The following is a 19,830-nucleotide window of genomic DNA, read 5'->3' on the forward strand; positions in this document are numbered from 1 at the left end:
CAATAGTGCGGTTCACAATTTTATCACCTCACACCTTAAGCCGGTACAATTTTACCTCTTCTGCACCAGACTTATATGTTTATTTTACACAATATATATTCAAATGTCCACTGATACCTATTCATAATATATGTCTACTCCAGTATCAATATGAAGGATGACCCTGTATTTTTGGAACTGTGACATTATATATCAATAGATGATGGATATGATTAATTCTATATATACTTTCTCATATGCAAAAGTGCTGTTTTTTCAAGCCTTGATACCTGTGCTTGTGAAATGCCTATTTCTTCAGCTACCTCCATTTGGGTGCGTCCCTCAAAAAATCTTAAGTTAAGTATTAGCTTTTCCCTATCATTTAGTTTTTGCATGGCTTCTTTTAATGACAGTCCTTCAATCCAATTTTCATCAGTGTTTTTTTCGTCACTTACTTGGTCCATTACATATATGGCATCCCCTCCATCATGATAAACAGCCTCAAAAAGGGATACAGGATCTTGTATGGCATCTAGTGCAAGGACAACATCTTCCTTTGGTATTCTTAATTCTTCGGCTATCTCAGATATGGTAGGTTCCTTGGAGTTCTTATTAGTAAGCCTTTCTTTGGCCTGTAGTGCTTTATAAGCAATGTCTCTCAGTGAACGGCTTACACGTATGGAATTGTTATCCCTCAAATATCTTCTGATTTCTCCAATTATCATAGGGACGGCATAAGTTGAAAACTTAACGTTTTGTGAAACATCAAAATTATCTATAGCCTTGATCAATCCTATACATCCAACTTGAAAAAGGTCATCTAAAAATTCTTTTCTGTTATTAAATCTCTGGATAACACTTAATACAAGTCTTAGGTTGCCTTTTATAAACTCTTCTCTTGCCGAGGTGTCCCCCTTATGCATTCTTTCGAACAATTTTTCTTTTTGTTCATTACTTAAAACAGGTAATTTGGATGTGTTTACTCCACAAATCTCAACTTTATTGTTATGCATTGAAAAAACCTCCCGGCCAATAAATTCTGTCAGTATCATTATTGCCATGGAGGTTATTTTTATACCGTAAATAAGAACAAAAAATTTTTTAAAACAGCCTTGACACAAAGAAGTATTTTGTTCAACCTTATTTTATACCGTTTCTAAACCATTCTATTGATTTCTTTTCTCAGTCTATTGATTATCCTTTTTTCAAGACGGGATATATATGATTGTGATATCCCAAGCATATCGGCAACCTCTTTCTGGGTCTTTTCCACTCCATTTTGAAGACCGAATCTTAGTTCCATTATTTTTTTTTCACGGGAAGAGAGTTTTTTCATAGCAGTGTTCAGTAGCTCCTTTTCTATTTCATCTTCCAAACTTCTATGAATAACATCATTATCTGTACCCAATATATCCGATAAAAGCAATTCATTACCATCCCAATCCGTATTTAAGGGTTCATCTATAGAAATTTCAGTCCTGGTTTTATTGTTTCTTCGTAAATACATCAGTATTTCATTTTCAATGCATCTTGAAGCATAAGTTGCAAGTTTGATTTTTTTTGACGGGTTAAAAGTATTTATTGCTTTAATTAAACCGATAGTACCTATAGAAACAAGGTCTTCAACCCCAACACCGGTGTTTTCAAATTTTCTTGCAATATATACTACCAACCTTAGATTCCTTTCGATTAGGATTTTCTTTACCCCGTAATCACTTTTGCCCAGTCTATCTATTAAATAATTTTCTTCATCAACACTTAAAGGAGGTGGCAATGCTTCACTACCGCCAATATAATAAATAGGATGTCCCTTTCGGAAACCTAATTTCTCAAGTATATTTACATATTTAATATACAATTCCAATTTAAGTTTTTTAAATGCAACCATTGTCTCAATCCCCTTTATAAGAATAAATATAACTCATTTACATTAAATCCGGACTTAACAATGCCCTGTAATGTTTTCCCTTTGAAAGAGCCTTATTGTATATTCCAATGATAACATCGCTGATCCCTTTTTTCCCCTCATCATCTCCAATCTCAACATAGTCGGGTTTAAAACCTATCAACATACCATTTTCTTTTCCTAATGAGCTAAAAGGTATTAATCTAAACCTGTTAAACCATCTTGAACTGTATATTTGTTCTATCATTAATGTGAAATCATTTTCCTTTGAATCTTCGAATATTTTACAAATCTCAGACGGCAGTATATTCCTTATAGCATTGAATTCTACTATTATCACCGGCATATTTGACAAAGGATCATACAATGAATTTCCTGTATCAATTAAAGCAGAAACATCTGTTTCTCTGCTTTCAAATTTTATTCTTAATCTCGTCAAAAGTCTTTCTCTCATAAGTCTATATTGAATTAACTCCTGGAATATTCTAAGTATAATAATTGAAGTTACTATTGAGAGAAAAATAGTCGTCCATTTAGATTGCCAGTATACATATATCATTCCATTCTTCACAAGAGCTCCCTGACTGCTTAAATAAATAAGGGCAAAAGATGCGCCGGCAAAAATGAAAGTAGATATATAAAAAATAGCAAGGATTCTTAAAAAGGAGTTTAGTTTGCCTGGAGAAAATGTAACAGCCACCATGACAACAGATAATAATATTTTGGCTATAGCAGTATAGTATACTCTTATGCCGGGTTTAACTACCAAAAATGCTGCATATAGAGCTCCTAAAAGAGCCCCAATGAATAGACGTAAATTGGATGTCTTCATTTTTGAAAGCTTCCCGGAAGTCCAAAGTATTAAATAATTCATGACTATATTTTCCAGAATCAGGACATCCAGATATATTTCCATACCTTATACCTCACAGTCAGACAATCCCTTATATTACATATATTCAAAAGCATGTACATTTATAACTAAAATTTGTTACTAACATTATATACCCTGCATTATAAATAATTTGTAAAATTTTCTTGTAAAATTCAATTAATTTATTCCACTTTTTTACAGAATAATACAACCTAACAACGCCTGCACTAAAGCGCAATGTTATAATATAAAAAACACCATACTGTTTAATTCTACGTATGGTGTTTTCTAAATAATGAAGTGAATATATACGTGGAAATCGATATCTGCCATATTATTCTTCAAAAAAAGAAAATGCGCCCAGGAACAAATACACTGTTGCCATTAAGTGAATCATCTGCCTGGCTCATCTAAATCTGTTCCTTCTTAAAAATGTAGGGATATCCAACTCATCTCCTGCAATTTCTATAGAAGCAGCAGGTTTTTCAATAAAAGAAGATTTTGATGATTTTGGTGGTGCTGCTGTCTTTTCTTGTTTTTTCACAGGGGCCGATTTTTCAAACCCTGTCGCTATAACCGTAATAATGATCTCATCATTCAGGTTTTCATCTATTACTGCGCCTATAATAATATTTGCGTCCGGATCTGCAGATTTCTCAATCAGTCCTGCAGCAATATCCACTTCAAATAGCCCAAGATCGGCGCCACCTGTTATATTTAACAGCACACCTTTTGATCCTTCAATTGATGTTTCCAACAATGGGCTTTCTATTGCCTTTTTAGTAGCTTCTTCCGCTCTATCTTCACCTGAAGCCCGTCCTATACCCATATGAGCCAGTCCTGTATTCATCATAATTGTTTTGACATCCGCAAAATCGAGGTTTATAAGGCCGGGCACTGTAATTAAATCAGATATTCCCTGGACACCTTGCCTTAGTACATCATCCGCCATTTTAAAGGCATCCACAATTGAAGTCTTTTTTTCAACAACCTGCAGTAACCTGTCATTAGGAATTGTAACTAGTGTATCTACAGCCTCTTTTAAATTTTCAATTCCCCTTTCAGCATACTGCATCCTTTTTCTTCCTTCAAAAATAAACGGTTTTGTCACCACGCCTACCGTAAGTATCCCCATCTCTTTAGCTATTTTCGCAACTACGGGAGCTGCTCCCGTACCTGTTCCTCCGCCCATTCCGGCGGTAATAAAAACCATATCGGCTCCCTTTATCGATTGGCTAATTTCATCCCTGCTTTCGTTAGCTGCTTTTTCGCCAATATCAGGATTTGCTCCTGCTCCTAATCCTTTTGTAATTTTTTCTCCAATTTGAATTTTCGTATTTGCTTTTGACAAAAACAAAGCTTGTTTGTCGGTATTTATTGCTATAAACTCAACTCCACGAAGACCTGCGTTAATCATTCTGTTAACCGCGTTATTGCCTCCACCGCCTATGCCCACAACTTTTATTTGAGCAAACTGTTCTGTATCAATATCGAACTCTAACAAAGTAATTCTCCCCCTTCACACTTTTCCCTTGTAAATTAAATAATTTTTTATAAATAATTAAAATTATTTTACGGCCGCAATAGCATTTTGTCATTAAGAAAACCATTTGTAAATTGCCTTTACCACTTTTTTCAATAAGCCTCCAAACTTATTTTTGTTATCTATTTGTATTTCTCTCGCACTGTCGGAAATGCTGCTGTGTTTGTTACGCCTGGCAACATGCTTAATAATTCCCGCAGCTGCAACAAATTCGGGTTTGGATACCCCTATTATAGATCTATATGAGGCAACTCTAACGGGTAAATTAAATATGTCTTCTGCTATTTGCTTATTACCGTTAACATAAGATATTCCTCCACCGGTTAAAACAATACCGGCATTAAACATGTCAATATTTTCATATTTTTCAATTAAGTTTTTTGCCAGGGACAATATTTCGCACACCCTGGCTTCAATTATTTCAATAATTTGCGATACTTGCACATTCTTTAATTTTTCCTCATTAATATCGTATACAGATATTTCTTGATCATTTTTAATAAGAGTTGTTAATGCTAACTCATACTGCTTTTTTATTTTATCGGCTTCAGAATAAGATATCTTTAACCCTATAGAAATATCATTTGTTATATGCTCTCCTCCAACAGGTATAGAATCGTACATTACAATTTTACCATTTTTAAAAGCTGATACATCTGTAATACCTCCGCCCACATCAATTAAAATAACACCCATTTCTTTTTCTTCGGGTGATAGAGATACTTCACTTGTAGCGAAAGCTTCTATAATGATGCCGTCCACTTCTAAACCGGCTTTTTCTACACTTCTTATAATATTTTGAACAGAGGTAAGTTTACCTGTAACAACATCTGCTTCCATTTCAAGAATCAATCCCGACATACCTACCGGGTCCAATATACCACCATATCCATCAATTATATACTGTCTAGGGATAATATCAATAATCTGAACACCTTCAGGAATTGGCAGTTTTTCAATTGCATCATACAATCTATCAAGATCATCCGGTGTAACTATTTGATTTTCATTTAAAATACTTATGCTCTCTTTATGATTTATTACATCCACATGGGTACCGTAGATGTTTACATATGCTGAATTAATACTAAAGCCGGCTTCATTCTCAGCTTCTTCTACAGAATACCTGATTGCTTTTGATGTTTCTTCTATGTCAATTATTACACCTTTTCTAACACCGTTAAAGAGTGTAAATCCTTTCCCTAAAATTTGCAACTGCCCTATTTTGTCCACTCTTCCTATTAAGGTACAGACTTTTGTTGTGCCAATATCTATTCCAACAATAATATCTTCCACTTTTTTTACCTCCCATGGGAAGTTCCAAATTATAAACAACTGCTTGCTATCATAATAAAACTATTCTCCTTTTATAATATCCTTTTTTGATAGTTTATTCAATATGTATCTTCTAATAATAGCAAAATTTAAGAATAATCTATTGCCAAAGGCAAAAACTGCAGCAAGATATATCTCTATGCCAAGCTGATCACCAATATATGCCAGCCCTGCAGCAAGTAATGCATTTCCAAAAAAACCGGAAAGGAATATTTTCATATCAAACTTATCCTGGACAGCAGCCGCAACCCCGCCAAAGACACTGTCAAGGGCCGCAAGTATTGCAACAGCAACATAATTTGAATACTGTCTGGGTATATTATACGGTATAAATATACCAAGTATTATTCCTACAATTAAACCAATTACAGGAACCATAAAAATGCCTCCTAATCATTGCTTCCTAATCCTCCGGTATAAAAACCGGATAATCGCCTACAGTAAAGTCAAGCATTCCTTTTTCTTTTTTATTGATATTTTTATAAAATATTTGTTTAAATGCCCTAATTCTATAATTTAAGTCGTACAAATCGCCATAATTTACCACTAACCTGGAATCTACAAACAGGTAAATATTATTAATATCACTGACATCTATAGTATCAATATAATCCATAAGTTTAAAGTTATCATTTTTTTCTTCTTCCGTCAATGTATCTATTAAAATTATTAACTTGTCAAAGTTTTCTTTATTTTCTATTTTGAGAGCCTGTCCAATTTCGTAGTTGGTAAATTTTACTCCTTTAGCAAGAGGTAAAGAAAATTTTTCCTTATAGTCAACTGTTTTTAATACATATCCTTCCCTATCAATAAGTAAAAATGCACCGATATAAGGTATTAAGACAAAGGGTTCCCTTTCTTCCACATGGATTAATACCTTATCAGGTAAAATATATTTAACCGTTACATTTTTAATATATGGACACTTATTTAATATATTAGCTTCGGCTTGTCCATATCTTAAAAACAAGAAATTACGAAGATTGCCTCCAATACTTTTAAAACCGTTAGTACCTTTTATGATTCCCGATGCAGTAATGACATCTTCATCAGTGCAATATTTAACCCCACTCACATGTATCCTTGAAATATTAAATATAGAAGACATACCAAGTAAAACCATAGCTGTAACAAGCAGGACGAAAATCATTATATACTTTAACTTTTTTTTCTTTCTTTTTCTCTTTTCTTTAATTTTTGTTTTTTTTTCATACATATAGCTATCTTTCATAGCTCAAGCCTCTCTTTTCACTAATGCCCCTAGGCTAGACAGTTTTTCTTCAATATTTTCATAACCTCTGTCTAAATGTTTAATCTCATTGATCACTGTTTCGCCTTCTGCTGCAAGACCTGCCAGGACCAATGAAGCAGCACCTCTTAAATCTCTTGCATAGACAAAAGCACCTTTTAGCCTATCCACTCCCTTTATAACTGCAATACGCCCTTCAAGGGTAATATTTGCTCCCATTCTCATGAGCTCATCTACATGCTTATACCTATTTTCAAAAACAGTTTCAATAACTATACTTGTTCCCTTTGCAATTGTTAATAAGGCTACAAGAGGTGCTTGCATATCTGTAGGAAAACCAGGATAAGGAAGCGTTCTTATAATATCAACAGCCTCCGGCCTTTCAGGACCAAAAATATGTATTTGATTGTTGTATGCCTTAATTTTGCATCCAGCTTCATTCAAAACTGAAACCACTGAAGCTAAATGCTCAGGGATAATATTTTTTATAGTCACTTCCCCACCTGTTATCCCTGATGCTACCATATATGTCCCTGCAACAATTCTGTCGGGAATTATGGTATATTCTACATCCTTAAGTTTTTTAGGGGCACCTTTCCCTTTTATAGAAATAATACCGGATCCTGCTCCTGATACATTAACACCCATTGCTATTAAAAAGTTTTGCAAATCTACTATCTCCGGTTCTTTAGCTGCATTATGAATACACGTCTCACCTTCTGCAAACACTGAGGCCAGCATTATATTTTCAGTAGCCCCTACACTTGGGTAGCTAAGATGTATATCACAACCTTTAAGACGTTCTGCCCTACAATACAGGAAACCGCCATAGGCATCCAGTATTTTTGCTCCCATATTCCTCAAACCTTTAAGATGCAGGTCGATTGGCCGGGGACCGATTTCACATCCTCCTGGAAAGCTTATTAAAACTTTACCACATCGAGCAAGCATAGGTCCCATAAAAATTATTGATGACCTCATTTCGGCAGCCAAATCCACAGGTATTTCGGTGCAATTAATTACAGAAGAATCCACAGTTATTACTCCATTTTCAAATTTGACTTTACACCCTGCCATACTTAATATTTTAAGTGCTACCTTAACATCTTTCAACATGGGACAGTTTTTTATTACACTAATCCCGGCATTTAGTAAAGTAGCGGCTAATATTGGCAAAACCGCATTTTTGGAGCCATCTACGGTAATTTCTCCTTTAAGCCTTTGACCACCAGTTACAACTAATTTACTCATTTAAAACACCTCGCACTACATTATCATATTATGCGAGGCGGAAAAAAGTGTTACTACACCATCATCACCTCATATCCTGCTATAATTTGAGTAGCGAGATATGGAAAGGAGAATCCCGACTGCTCCCATAACCAGCACAAGTGAAGTCCCCCCATAGCTAAATAGAGGTAGAGATACTCCTGTTGGCGGTATTGATGATGTTACAACACCAATATTAAGGACTGTCTGAACTGTAACAAGTGAAGTAATACCAATTGCTGCAAGGCTTCCAAACAAATCCGGCGCATTCATTGCAACTTTTATTCCTCTCCATGTAAAAATCAAAAACAGTGTTATTATAGTCAGTACTCCAATGTAACCCAATTCTTCTGCAATTACCGAGAAAATAAAATCATTATGGGGATAAGGAAGGTAAAGAAACTTTTGCATGCTTTTCCCAAGTCCTCTGCCAAACAGCCCTCCCGAGCCTATGGCATAAAGAGATTGTACAGCATTATAACCTGTATCTTGCATATCACTCCATGGGTCAATAAATGACAATACTCTTACCCTCATGTAGTCCACAAAGGTTATTAAAGCTGCAAATACTCCTGCTGCAGGGATTAAGAGTATCATAAAATGCTTTATTTTTGCTCCGGCACAAAATAAAATAATTGATGCTATCGATAGGGTAATAATTGTACAACTCAAATGAGGTTCAAGCAATAAAAGTACAGCCAGAATTCCTATTAACACCAGGTATGGAAAAAGTCCTTTGAAAAAGGAGTTCAACTGGTCTTTGCGCTGGGAAAGACTCTGGGAAAAGAAAAGAATTACGGCTAATTTGGCAATTTCGGACGGTTGGAACCTTACCCCTATTTCCAACCATCTTTTGGAACCGTTTTCTTCAATCCCAATCCCAGGTACCAATACTAATATAAGGAGAACTATACTTGCCACAAGAAGTAACGGGGAATACTTGCCGAATAATCTGTAGTCAATATTCATAGTTATGAGCATCACTACCAGCCCAATAAGTGCATAGAATAGTTGACGTTTTAATATATAATAAACGTCCCGGTAAGTATTGTAAGCATATGGAGCACTTGCGCTAAACACCATTATTATTCCGATAGAAAGTAATATAAGCACTGTCATAAATATCCAAAAATCAAATGGTTTTCTTCCCTTCATAAAATATTCCCTTCCGTTTTAAAAAAACTTTAACCTTAACGATAAAAGCCCCATTAAACATGAAACAACTGTAACAGTCCAAAATACCAATACTATTTTTGATTCTTTCCAGCCTGAAAGTTCAAAATGGTGATGTATCGGCGTCATTTTAAATACTCTTTTTTTTCGAAGCTTAAATGAGGTAACCTGTATTATTACCGATAATGCCTCAAGCACGTATATAATACCTGCCACCAATAACATCCACGGCATCTTCATTAAAACAGACACTGCACCTACTACACCACCAAGGGCTAGGGAACCTGTGTCACCCATAAATACTTTGGCCGGATGAATATTAAAAGTCAAAAATCCAAGGCACCCCCCCGACACTATGGCTGAAAATATTTTTAAATAGTCCCATTCACTGCGGGTCATTGCTACAACAGTAAAGAAAACCATAATAATAAGAGTGATTCCCGCAGCAAGTCCGTCTATACCATCAGTAAGATTAACCGCATTGGTAATTGAAAGAAGAACAAATACTGTAAAAGGTATAAAAAACCATGCAGGCAGATTAATAGTATAATCAATTCCCATGAACGGTATTATTATGTCTGTATTCAAAATTCCACTATTCAGTGAATAAATTACAAATATAACTGCAACAATAAGAAGGGCTATTATTTTCTGGTCCGAGTACAAACCATCCTTCCTTCTTTTTGAAACTTTTATAAAATCATCTATAAATCCAACTGTTCCAAAACCCAGAGTAACTACAATTACAGGTATTATTGAGGGATATTTTAAGGAGTAAAATAAAGACACCAATGTAATGGGTATAAGAAATATTAATCCCCCTATTGTGGGAGTACCCATTTTCTTAAGATGGGTAGAAGGTCCGTCATCTCTAACAGTCTGCCCGAATTTTAACCTTCTTAAGATTGGAATAATAATCGGTCCGATTATTAGAGACAAGACAAATGTAAATATAAAAGCTATAACTTGTACAGATATTGAAAAAGGTTCTCTCAAGTATATTCACCTCTTGAATGTTATTTTGTTAATTGCAGAACTATTTCTTCCATTCCCATCCCTCTCGAACCCTTTACAAGTATCACATCTTCCTCGGTTACCAAATCCTTTAGAAATTCTATTGCCTTAATATTATCAGGGAAAGATTTTACCTTTTCACGGCGAGCTCCTGCTTCCAACGCTCCCTCTGCAATACTTTTCCCATTTTCTCCCACAGTTATGATATAGTCTATCCCCAGGGAAACTGCAAATTTCCCTATGTTAAAATGAGCGTTATATGCCCATTCACCCAGTTCCAACATATCCCCAAGAACCGCTATGCGTCTTTTATACCCATTGATGTCTTTTAAAACCCTCAAAGCAGCCTCCATGGATTGGGGACTAGCGTTATATGTATCGTTGATTATCTTTATCTTATTATATGAAATTATATTCAATCTCATTTTATCAGATGTAAAAAACTTTACTCCTTCGATTATCTTGTCCACCGGTACTTCCATTTCAACCCCAACAGCTATAGCTGCCAGTGTGTTATAAACATTATGTACACCCGGCAGAGGTACATGGATGTTATATTCTCTGCCTTTAATATTTATATCAAAATAAACGCCGGATTCTCCCGCATTCTGAATATTATATGCTTGATAATCCACTCCTTCATCCATGCCATAGTAAACAGTACGTCTATTTAAGAAGCCTTTCAGACCATAGAGCAAATTGTCATCACCGTTCAAAACTACAAGGCCATTCCTTGGTACTCCTTCCACAATTTCCATCTTAGCTTTTAATATATTCTGCCTGGAACCTAATTTCCCGATATGAGACATTCCTATATTTGTTATAACTGCAATTTGGGGACGTACTATGGATGTAAGGCTGCTTATTTCACCTAGGCCGCTCATACCCATCTCCAAAACTGCTGCTTCATGATAAGGCTCTAACTTAAATATGGTAAGAGGCACTCCTATTTCATTATTGAAGTTGCCTTGTGTCTTTAATACATTGTATTCCTGCATCAGAATACAGGCAACCATATCTTTTGTGCTGGTCTTACCTACACTACCGGTTATGCCCACAAAAGGAATTTTAAACTTTTGTCTGTAATACAAGGCCAGGTCCTTTAATGCTTTTAGAGTATCATCAACTTTAATGATAACCTTCTTCTCAAAAGCTGCTTCCCTGTTTCCCTTAACTATATCTGTAATATCCCTTTGAGTAATGGTCCCGGCCCCGCCGGACCTGAGGGCATCTTCAATATAGTCATGGCCATCAAATCTTTCACCCTTAATTGGAATAAAAAGTTCACCACTTCTTATGCTACGTGAATCTGTAGATATATTTAAAAATTCAGTATCATCACTGCCTGAAACCAATTTACCTTTAGTGGCTTCAATAACTTCACTGCATTTTATCATTTGCATTATTTTTACCCCCACTACACTGTTCTGCAGCAATTTCTTTAAGTATTTCTTCAGCAACTTCCCTATCGTCAAAATGTATTGTCTTATCTTTAAATATTTGATAAGTTTCATGGCCTTTACCTGCTATAACTATTACATCGCCGGGTTTAGCATTTTTAATTGCATATCTTATGGCTTCACGTCTATCCACAATTTTTATATATCTACCCTCTGTTTTCTTTATACCCGTTTCAATATCGTTAATTATTGAAACAGGGTCTTCACTCCGGGGATTATCTGAAGTTATAATGGTAAAGTCAGCAATCCGCCCGGACACTTCGCCCATACCGAACCTCCTTCCCCTATCCTTATTACCGCCACATCCGAATACGCACACAACTCTGCCGTTGGCAAAATCCTTTACTGTGCTTAATATATTTTCCAGGCTTTCGGCTGTATGAGCATAATCTACTATAATAGTAAAATCTTTACCGCTATTAACAGTTTCAGCCCTACCCGGCACATTGACCTTTTCAAGGCCCTCTTTGATAAATTTGTAGGGAATTCCCATTAGGCAGCACACGCCTATGGCTGCCAATGCGTTATAGACAGTAAACATTCCCGGTATATTTACTTTTATATCCCCGTTTACCCATTTGGAACTAACCTTGAATTCAATACTATTAGGATGCTTAATAATGTCATATGCTTTTATGTCACAGTTTTTTTCTATGCCGAAAGTATACATCCTGCATTCTGCTTCATTTAATACTTTATCGGCATACGAGCTGTCAATATTTACCAATCCTTCTTTACACATCTTAAAAAGCTTTATTTTCGCATTAAGATATTCATCCATATCTTTATGTTCTATTGGCGAAATATGGTCTTTATAAAGATTTGTAAAAACTCCAATATCAAAATCACTGCAACTTACCCTGTGGAGCTGCAACCCTTGAGATGATACTTCCATGACAACACTGTCAACTTTCTTTTCAAACATCTCAAAAAAAAGAGATTGTAAATCGTAAGACTCAGGCGTAGTAGTCCTTCCTGCGTACACCACTTCATTGCCTATCATATTTTTAATAGTCCCAACCAGTCCCACCTTCCGGCCTGCCGCCTCGAGAATATTCTTGACCATAAATGTTGTTGTTGTTTTACCCTTTGTCCCGGTAACACCAATTAATTTAAAGTTCTTTGAAGGATTATTGAAGAATATGCTTGATACATAAGCAAGTCCATACCTTGTATCTTTAATCCTTACAACAGTTATTCCATCCGGTACCCTTACTTCCTTTTGGACAAGGACGGCTCCTGCCCCATTCTCAATAGCTTCCGGGATAAATCTATGTCCATCTGCAGTTGTACCATCTATACAAACAAATAGTGAGTCTTTCACTGCTTTCCGTGAATCATATACTATATTGCTTATATCAATATCAACTTCCCCATTAACTTCTTCAGGGCTTAACCCTTCTATTAATTTCCGTAATAACATACACTACCTCCAGCAATACTATACTATATTATTTTTATTCTACATTATCCAGATGCTTAAATTCAACCTCTATTATACTACCTTTATATATTTCGGTACCTGGAGCAACTTCCTGTGTAACTGCCACTCCGTCTCCGTTTACCTTTATATTCAATCCTATATCATTCAATGCCTTTGTAGCTTCATATACAGTTTTGTTGCGTAAGTCCGGCACCTTGACATTTACATATTCTTGAGGTTTATATGTATAAAGTATCACTACGGATTTTTCCGGTATACTTGCCCCCGGTTTAGGCATTTGGTCTACAATAGTTATATTTTTATTATTGCCATCTCCTTCCACTTTGTATTCCAAATGATAATTCCTTAATACATTTCTGGCTTCCTCAAGAGTCATATTTCTCACATCCGGTACATAAACCTGCTCTATTATCATTTCTTTATCTTTTTCAGTATAGCGCCTTTCAACACCCAAGTAATTCAAAATGTCTTCTATAAGTTTCCCCGCTACAGGAGCTGCAATAACACCACCCATATAGGAATACCCTGTAGGATAGTCCAATATCACCAATACATTTATTACAGGGTTGTCGGCAGGAGCAAAGGCAGAAAATGACGCAATATACCGTCCTTTTGTTTTTGATTCTGTCGTTTCGGAGGTCCCGGTTTTACCTGCAACCCTGTACCCTTTCACATACGCGTTTCTTCCTGTACCCATAGAGACAACTCCTTCTAATATTTCTCTTAAGGTTTCTGAAGTTTCCCGAGAAATAACCTGTCTTACAACTTCTGGTTCGAATTTTTCAACAATATTGCCCTGAGAATCTCTAAGCTCCTTTATCAGCCTGGGCTTCATAAGATATCCGCCGTTGGCTATAGCTGCGTAAGCTGTTATTAATTGTATGGGTGTTATTTGAAATCTCTGCCCGAAAGAAGCTACAGCCATATCAATTTCTTGAGGATTTGAATGAAATATGGTATCTTTTACTTCTCCCGGCAATTCTATTCCGGTAGGTTCATAAAAACCAAAAGCCCTAACATATTTGTAAAAAGTATCTATGCCTAGACTTTGAGCTACTCTTACAAATACAGGGTTACAGGAATTATATACTCCCTCTTTAAAAGTTTCCTCCCCATGAGGGTTATAATCTCTCCAACAGCTTATGGTCCAGCCCCCCACTTTTACAGGGAAATCGTTTACTCTAGTGTCAGGAGTAATAACCCCTTCTTCTAGTCCCGCGGCAGCTGTTATTGCTTTAAAAGTGGAACCAGGTTCATAGGTATCCGATACAGCCTTATTTCTCCAAACAGTACTTTGAAGAAGGGCAACATCTTCATTTGTATAGCCCTTCCATGCGTTAGGATCAATACCGGGAGGGGCTGCAAAAGGATCATTGGGGTCATAATCAGGCTTGGAGACCATTGCCAATATATCACCGTTTCTTGGGTCCATTACTATGGCAATCCCCCCATTTAAAACCTTGTTTTCATCTATTGCCTTTTCTATGGCTTTTTCTGCTAAATATTGAATAGTTTCATCTATCGTAAGTACCACATCAAGTCCATCTTTAGGATTAATACGCTTCTCTGCTTTAGACGGAATTGTACGGTTACTTACATCAACTTCACTTAATATTCGCCCCGGTTCGCCTTTAAGGTATTTTTCCATAATTGCTTCTACACCATCTAAGCCCTGATTGTCTTTCCCTGTAAAGCCTAATACATGGGATGCCAAATTTCTGTGAGGGTAAAATCTTTTTGTGTCTTCATCTACATAGATGCCTCGAATACCATTATCTCTAATCCATACCCTAACTTTATCTCCAATTTCTTTGTCAATCTTTTCTTTTATTACTTCATACTGAACATTTTTCATAAGCTTCGACAGTATGGTATTTTCATCCATCTCAAGAATTTCTGAAAGTTTCTTTGCGATTTCTTCAGGAGGGATTTTAGAACTTTTAATATCACTGGGATTAACAAAAACAGTATCTACTGATGCACTTATGGCAAGCTTTTTCCCGTTTCTGTCATATACAGTCCCCCGTCTTGGACTAATTAGTCTGCCAAGGGTCTGCTGCTCATATGCCATACTTTTAAGTTTTTGTCCCTGGACTATTTGAATATATCCTACACGTACTATCAAAAGAATAAAAAACAGGCAAAATACACCCAGAACGGTTAATAGCCTTTTCTTTACCTGTAAATTTGGTCCTGCCACAAAATGACCCCCTGCAATAAATATGACTCGGTTAAATATGAATTGGTTAATCAAATAATTTTTTTATTATATCAACTTTGGTCAAAATTACAGCAAGCAAATTATTATTTTTAATACTATTCTTATAAGTTTCCGAAGTAACTGTAAAATTACTTTTCGGTACTCTTATATATACAATCTGATATTTATCCGGTTTTTGCATGCCTAATTTCTTTTCGGCAGCCTCCTTTATCCTGGGTAAATCAGTATCTTTTTCAACAGCAACCTTAAGCCTTGAATTTTCGTCCCTTAAGTTTTCATACTCTCTTTCAAGTTTGCTAATTTTATAGTTTAAATCAGTTATTAAAGCATAACGGTATGCAACTATAAAACCTAACGCAAAAATTAACAATATTGAAACAACTGCTTTAAATTTGGTGATCCTGTTTAAACGGTATTTTTTCTTTTCCTTTAGTACTTCATTTTCTTCATAAACATCATATTGAATTTGTTTTGCCAACGTACCGTATACATAATCATTATTTTTCATTTGTACCAATTTATTCACCTCTACGGCAATTTATGCCATATATTTTTACTTTATATTTTTACTTTATAACTTTATATATTTATAATAATAATTAACTTAAATAAAGTATTGGTAAGTTGGCCGGGTCCCTTTTGGAATCCGGCCGGCTATTTGTATTTTTGAATTTTTTATCTTTTGTATATTTCTTTTATTTTATCTTTAGTGTTTTAACATCTTTATCTTTCGTCTCTTAGTCTTTATCCTTTGTATTTCGGGTTTTTATTTTATGTGCTTAATTAAACCTTTTCCAATACTCTAAGTTTGGCGCTTCTAGCCCTAGGGTTGCTATTTAGTTCTTCCTCAGAAGGAGTTATCGGCTTCTTTGTTACAAGTAAAGCTGTGGTTTTTTTACCGCACATACAGGCCGGAAACTCCTTGGGGCATGTACAAGGATTTACCATTCTTTGAAACTCGGTCTTCACAATTCTGTCTTCAAGGGAATGAAAGCTGATTATACATAACCTCCCCCTTTCCTTTAAAATAGAAACAGCATCGTTTATTGTTTCTTTCAATACCCCCAGTTCATCATTTACTGCTATTCTTAAGGCCTGAAAAGTTCTCTTGGCAGGATGAGGACCTTTCCTCCTTGCCGGTGCCGGTATTGCAGCCTTAATAATGTCAACAAACTCCCGGGTGGAACATATTCTTTTTTTCTCTCTAGCCTTAACTATAAAGGACGCTATTCTTGATGCCCATTTTTCTTCACCATATTCTCTAATTATTCTGGCAATTTCCTTTTCTTCATACTCATTTACAATAATCTCTGCTGTTAAACCTTGAGACCTGTCCATTCTCATATCGAGGGGGCCGTCATTCTGATAACTGAATCCCCTTTCTACTTCGTCAAACTGATGAGAAGATACACCCAGGTCCAGAAGTATTCCGTCCACTTCACTTATCCCATTTTCAAAGCAAATCTCTTTTATATACTTAAAATTGCTATTCACCAGGATTATCTTTGCCTCTGTCTTTATCTTCTCCAAACGCCCTCTTGATGTTTCAATTGCAGCCGCATCCTTATCCAGTCCTATCAGGACGCCTCCGTGCCCAAGCTTTTTCAGTATTTCTACTGAATGTCCGGCCCCTCCGATTGTACCGTCTATGTATACTCCATCACTTTTTATATTGAGCATGGCTATGCATTCATTAAGTAAAACAGGTACATGGTTATAATTCATTTGCCACCTCATATTCCGAGTATCGCCATTTTTTCGGCAATCTCATCAGGGCTGATATTTTCAGGGCTGCAATATTGCTCCCATCTGATTTTGTCCCATATTTCCACTCTCGTTGAAACACCGATTACATAAATATCTTTTTCCAGTTTGGCATATTCCCTTAAATTTTGGGGTATTAATATTCTTCCTTGCTTGTCCATTTCACATTCGGTTGCCCCTGCGAAAAAAAACCTTATAAATGCCCTGACATTTTTATCGGTAAAAGGAAGTGTTTTTAATTTTGCCTCCAAGTTACTCCATTCTTCTGATGAATACGCAAACAGGCAATCTTCAAGGCCTTTGGTAAGTATGAATTTCTCACCCAATCCTTCTCTGAACTTTACAGGTATAATAACCCTGCCTTTTTGGTCTACTGAATGCTGGTATTCACCGTAAAACAAGGAGCTTACCTCACCTTCCATACACTTATAACCACTTTACACCACTTCTCTCCACCTATATGTAATTCTATTGCATATTTCCAAAATAATCAAGGGTTTTTTTTATTTTTTTATATAAAAAATTTGTTTTTTCATATAAACAAGCACAAAGAGTTTAAATAATAAAAAAAGAAAAGACAGTGGCATTTTGGCCACTGTCTTTTCTTTTTGAGGTTGGCGCTAATAATTACTTTATATTAAACACAATCTTATCATCAACAATTGCACACTTTGAACCAAGCTTTCCGCAAAGCTCCAGTTCTCTTTTTAATAGCTCCTTGGCATCCTGCCCTTTTGGCATTATAATATGGGTCTTTCCAACAATCCTTATAGGTAGCAGCTCAAGGGAAACTAATTTTTCATCGTTAAAAGCCATATCTACAATAAAAGACTCCTGTTTTAAAGAATCATTTTGATCAAATATAAAATTACCCATACTATACACAATAGGCTTACCATTATAGATTTCAACCCCCTGGAATTTATGGGGATGGTGTCCCAGGATTATGTCGGCGCCGGCATCAATAAGCTTGTATGCAAATTCTTTTTGCTCCTCTGTAACCTCAAAACTGTCTTCTACTCCCCAGTGGAGAGATATTATAATAAGGTCTGTTCTTTCACGTATTTTTTCAATATCTTCTTCTATTAATTCATATTTTCTTGGAACAACTCCGCTTTTTTCTTCCTCTGCAGCAAAACTAATCATTGGATTGCCTTTGTATATATACTCTGCCATGTCTGTATACCCCAAGACTGCAACCTTAACGCCTTTTACATTTAATAAGGCGGGTTTTCTCGCTTCTTCAATATTTCTCCCCGCCCCGCAATATGCAATCTCATATTTTTCAAGGGTATCCATTGTATCAAAGAGACCTTTTTCATAGTAGTCCATAATGTGGTTGTTTGCAAGATTAAGAACATTAAATCCTGCATATTTTAGACCTTCTGCTGCCTTTACTCGACTTTTTAACACATACTTCCCATTTGGGTCAAGGCTATGGCTGCTTTCAGTCATTGATGCTTCCAGGTTTCCAAAGACAATATCTCCCGCCCGTAAGACATCTGCAACATACTGGAATGGATATGTATAATCTTTTCCCTGATTATCTAAATGGTACTCTACTCCTCTTCCCAACATTATATCCCCAACTGCTTTAATATAAAGAAGTTCATACTTGCTTTTTTTCTCTGTTTCGCTGGACTCTAATTCATCATTCGAACTTTTTAACATTAAATCAGCTTTTACAACCTTGTCCTCTGAGTTTTTCTCTCCAGCCGAATCCTTTTGACTTGAGCCAATGTTATTAGGGTCAGCAATACGCCGATTAATGGATAGATCCTCTTCTGCTATACTCTCCCTCATATTACTATTATATCTCAGCCTATCGTAAACCCTTATGCCAAGCAATATTACGAAAGACATAAATAATATTACTATTAAAATAATATTCTGCTTGTTCCTCCACATCTTATCCACCCCATTTTTGAGTTTATGTTTGTGAAATTATCTCTATCTCTATCTCTATCTCTATCTCTATATTTTTTATTTTATAGCAAAATCATACTCACTTATGGGTGTATAAACCCTCTTGCAGTTTATTTGCTCGCTTTTAAACAAGTAAACACTTTTAACTGCAATTTCCGGCAATTCATTTAGGGTAAACATTCTTTTTATATTTTCAAACTCATCAATAAAAACAACATCCTGGCCAATAGTAATATGAGGGATATAATTTCTTTTTTCCGGTTTAAATCCTATACTCTTTAATTGGATGTCAATTTCTTCTTGCAGGTTAATTAATTCATCAACATCTCCTTCCAAACCCAGCCATAACACTCTAATACTTTTTTCCCCGGGAAAATATTCAAGACTGGAAAATTTTAATTTAAATTCCTTAAAGCCATTACATATTCCCGAAAGTTTTTTATCTATATTTCTAACACTTTCCGGTTTAATTTCTCCAAGAAATTTTAGGGTCAAATGAAAATTATCTACATATTTCCACCGTCCTGAAACTGCCCATTTTCTTAGGCCTGATTGCAGGTCGGCAAGTTTTATTTTAAGCTCCTTGTTAAAATCTATAGCTACAAAAGACCTCATCTTACAGCCTCCTGAGATTATTTTAACATAATATTGAGACGAATTAAAGTATAATTTT

General features: G+C 35.7%; 18 protein-coding genes. All 18 read right to left on the reverse strand.

All coding sequences use genetic code 11. The features are described from left to right. Positions 1-218: 218 nt before the first annotated feature. The 18 genes from sigG to thpR all read right to left on the reverse strand — a co-directional run bounded on the left by sigG (position 219) and on the right by thpR (position 19,772). Positions 219-992, reverse strand: a complete 774-nt coding sequence (gene sigG, locus HPY74_07475) for an RNA polymerase sporulation sigma factor SigG (GenBank protein ID NSW90504.1) — start codon at positions 990-992, stop codon at positions 219-221. A gap of 143 nt (positions 993-1,135) precedes the next feature. After that, entirely contained in the window at positions 1,136-1,867 is a 732-nt protein-coding gene (sigE, locus tag HPY74_07480; GenBank protein NSW90505.1) for an RNA polymerase sporulation sigma factor SigE, read from the reverse strand. Between the two features lie 37 nt (positions 1,868-1,904). After that, positions 1,905-2,801: a sigma-E processing peptidase SpoIIGA gene (gene spoIIGA, locus HPY74_07485; GenBank protein ID NSW90506.1), complete on the reverse strand. Its 897-nt coding sequence runs from the start codon at positions 2,799-2,801 to the stop codon at positions 1,905-1,907. Between the two features lie 364 nt (positions 2,802-3,165). Further along, positions 3,166-4,263 carry a cell division protein FtsZ gene (gene ftsZ / locus HPY74_07490; GenBank protein NSW90507.1) on the reverse strand — a complete coding sequence of 366 codons (1,098 nt, stop codon included), beginning with the start codon at positions 4,261-4,263 and terminating at the stop codon, positions 3,166-3,168. A 93-nt stretch (positions 4,264-4,356) separates the two neighbouring features. After that, the gene (gene ftsA, locus HPY74_07495; GenBank protein ID NSW90508.1) at positions 4,357-5,598 is read right to left on the reverse strand and encodes a cell division protein FtsA; all 1,242 of its coding nucleotides are present in this window, start codon (positions 5,596-5,598) and stop codon (positions 4,357-4,359) included. A 60-nt stretch (positions 5,599-5,658) separates the two neighbouring features. Beyond that, the gene (locus HPY74_07500) at positions 5,659-6,015 is read right to left on the reverse strand and encodes a small basic family protein (GenBank protein NSW90509.1); all 357 of its coding nucleotides are present in this window, start codon (positions 6,013-6,015) and stop codon (positions 5,659-5,661) included. 25 nt (positions 6,016-6,040) lie between these two features. Next, a complete protein-coding gene (locus HPY74_07505; GenBank protein NSW90510.1) occupies positions 6,041-6,868 on the reverse strand; it encodes an FtsQ-type POTRA domain-containing protein in 828 nt (275 codons plus the stop codon). Positions 6,869-6,871: 3 nt separating this feature from the next. Beyond that, positions 6,872-8,137 carry a UDP-N-acetylglucosamine 1-carboxyvinyltransferase gene (gene murA, locus HPY74_07510; GenBank protein ID NSW90511.1) on the reverse strand — a complete coding sequence of 422 codons (1,266 nt, stop codon included), beginning with the start codon at positions 8,135-8,137 and terminating at the stop codon, positions 6,872-6,874. A gap of 69 nt (positions 8,138-8,206) precedes the next feature. Further along, on the reverse strand, positions 8,207-9,310 hold the full coding sequence (gene ftsW / locus HPY74_07515) for a putative lipid II flippase FtsW (protein ID NSW90512.1): 1,104 nt from the start codon (positions 9,308-9,310) through the stop codon (positions 8,207-8,209). Between the two features lie 18 nt (positions 9,311-9,328). Next, on the reverse strand, positions 9,329-10,324 hold the full coding sequence (locus tag HPY74_07520; GenBank protein ID NSW90513.1) for a phospho-N-acetylmuramoyl-pentapeptide-transferase: 996 nt from the start codon (positions 10,322-10,324) through the stop codon (positions 9,329-9,331). A gap of 20 nt (positions 10,325-10,344) precedes the next feature. Next, the gene (locus HPY74_07525) at positions 10,345-11,745 is read right to left on the reverse strand and encodes a UDP-N-acetylmuramoyl-tripeptide--D-alanyl-D-alanine ligase (protein ID NSW90514.1); all 1,401 of its coding nucleotides are present in this window, start codon (positions 11,743-11,745) and stop codon (positions 10,345-10,347) included. Further along, positions 11,723-13,225: a UDP-N-acetylmuramoyl-L-alanyl-D-glutamate--2,6-diaminopimelate ligase gene (locus HPY74_07530; GenBank protein ID NSW90515.1), complete on the reverse strand. Its 1,503-nt coding sequence runs from the start codon at positions 13,223-13,225 to the stop codon at positions 11,723-11,725. Before HPY74_07530 ends, HPY74_07525 begins: the two co-directional genes overlap by 23 nt. A 34-nt stretch (positions 13,226-13,259) precedes the next feature. After that, positions 13,260-15,446: a PASTA domain-containing protein gene (locus tag HPY74_07535; GenBank protein ID NSW90516.1), complete on the reverse strand. Its 2,187-nt coding sequence runs from the start codon at positions 15,444-15,446 to the stop codon at positions 13,260-13,262. 46 nt (positions 15,447-15,492) lie between these two features. After that, positions 15,493-15,975: a cell division protein FtsL gene (locus tag HPY74_07540; protein ID NSW90517.1), complete on the reverse strand. Its 483-nt coding sequence runs from the start codon at positions 15,973-15,975 to the stop codon at positions 15,493-15,495. 275 nt (positions 15,976-16,250) lie between these two features. Further along, positions 16,251-17,192, reverse strand: a complete 942-nt coding sequence (gene rsmH / locus HPY74_07545; GenBank protein ID NSW90518.1) for a 16S rRNA (cytosine(1402)-N(4))-methyltransferase RsmH — start codon at positions 17,190-17,192, stop codon at positions 16,251-16,253. Positions 17,193-17,200: 8 nt separating this feature from the next. Next, complete coding sequence (gene mraZ / locus HPY74_07550; GenBank protein NSW90519.1) at positions 17,201-17,632, reverse strand: division/cell wall cluster transcriptional repressor MraZ; 432 nt, start codon at positions 17,630-17,632, stop codon at positions 17,201-17,203. 226 nt (positions 17,633-17,858) lie between these two features. Then, complete coding sequence (locus tag HPY74_07555) at positions 17,859-19,139, reverse strand: CapA family protein (GenBank protein ID NSW90520.1); 1,281 nt, start codon at positions 19,137-19,139, stop codon at positions 17,859-17,861. Positions 19,140-19,214: 75 nt separating this feature from the next. Beyond that, complete coding sequence (gene thpR / locus HPY74_07560) at positions 19,215-19,772, reverse strand: RNA 2',3'-cyclic phosphodiesterase (GenBank protein NSW90521.1); 558 nt, start codon at positions 19,770-19,772, stop codon at positions 19,215-19,217. Positions 19,773-19,830: the final 58 nt, after the last annotated feature.

The organism is Bacillota bacterium (assembly GCA_013314855.1).
Classification (GTDB): Bacteria; Bacillota; Clostridia; order Acetivibrionales; family DUMC01; genus Ch48.

Bases quoted from the DNA above. Each gene is read 5' to 3' on its own strand.
- sigG (NSW90504.1), bottom strand. From the start codon at position 992: ATGCATAACAATAAAGTTGAGATTTGTGGAGTAAACACATCCAAATTA.
- sigE (NSW90505.1), bottom strand. From the start codon at position 1,867: ATGGTTGCATTTAAAAAACTTAAATTGGAATTGTATATTAAATATGTA.
- spoIIGA (NSW90506.1), bottom strand. From the start codon at position 2,801: ATGGAAATATATCTGGATGTCCTGATTCTGGAAAATATAGTCATGAAT.
- HPY74_07500 (NSW90509.1), bottom strand. From the start codon at position 6,015: ATGGTTCCTGTAATTGGTTTAATTGTAGGAATAATACTTGGTATATTT.
- HPY74_07505 (NSW90510.1), bottom strand. From the start codon at position 6,868: ATGAAAGATAGCTATATGTATGAAAAAAAAACAAAAATTAAAGAAAAG.
- murA (NSW90511.1), bottom strand. From the start codon at position 8,137: ATGAGTAAATTAGTTGTAACTGGTGGTCAAAGGCTTAAAGGAGAAATT.
- ftsW (NSW90512.1), bottom strand. From the start codon at position 9,310: ATGAAGGGAAGAAAACCATTTGATTTTTGGATATTTATGACAGTGCTT.
- HPY74_07525 (NSW90514.1), bottom strand. From the start codon at position 11,745: ATGCAAATGATAAAATGCAGTGAAGTTATTGAAGCCACTAAAGGTAAA.
- HPY74_07530 (NSW90515.1), bottom strand. From the start codon at position 13,225: ATGTTATTACGGAAATTAATAGAAGGGTTAAGCCCTGAAGAAGTTAAT.
- HPY74_07540 (NSW90517.1), bottom strand. From the start codon at position 15,975: ATGAAAAATAATGATTATGTATACGGTACGTTGGCAAAACAAATTCAA.
- rsmH (NSW90518.1), bottom strand. From the start codon at position 17,192: ATGAATTATAACCATGTACCTGTTTTACTTAATGAATGCATAGCCATG.
- HPY74_07555 (NSW90520.1), bottom strand. From the start codon at position 19,139: ATGTGGAGGAACAAGCAGAATATTATTTTAATAGTAATATTATTTATG.
- thpR (NSW90521.1), bottom strand. From the start codon at position 19,772: ATGAGGTCTTTTGTAGCTATAGATTTTAACAAGGAGCTTAAAATAAAA.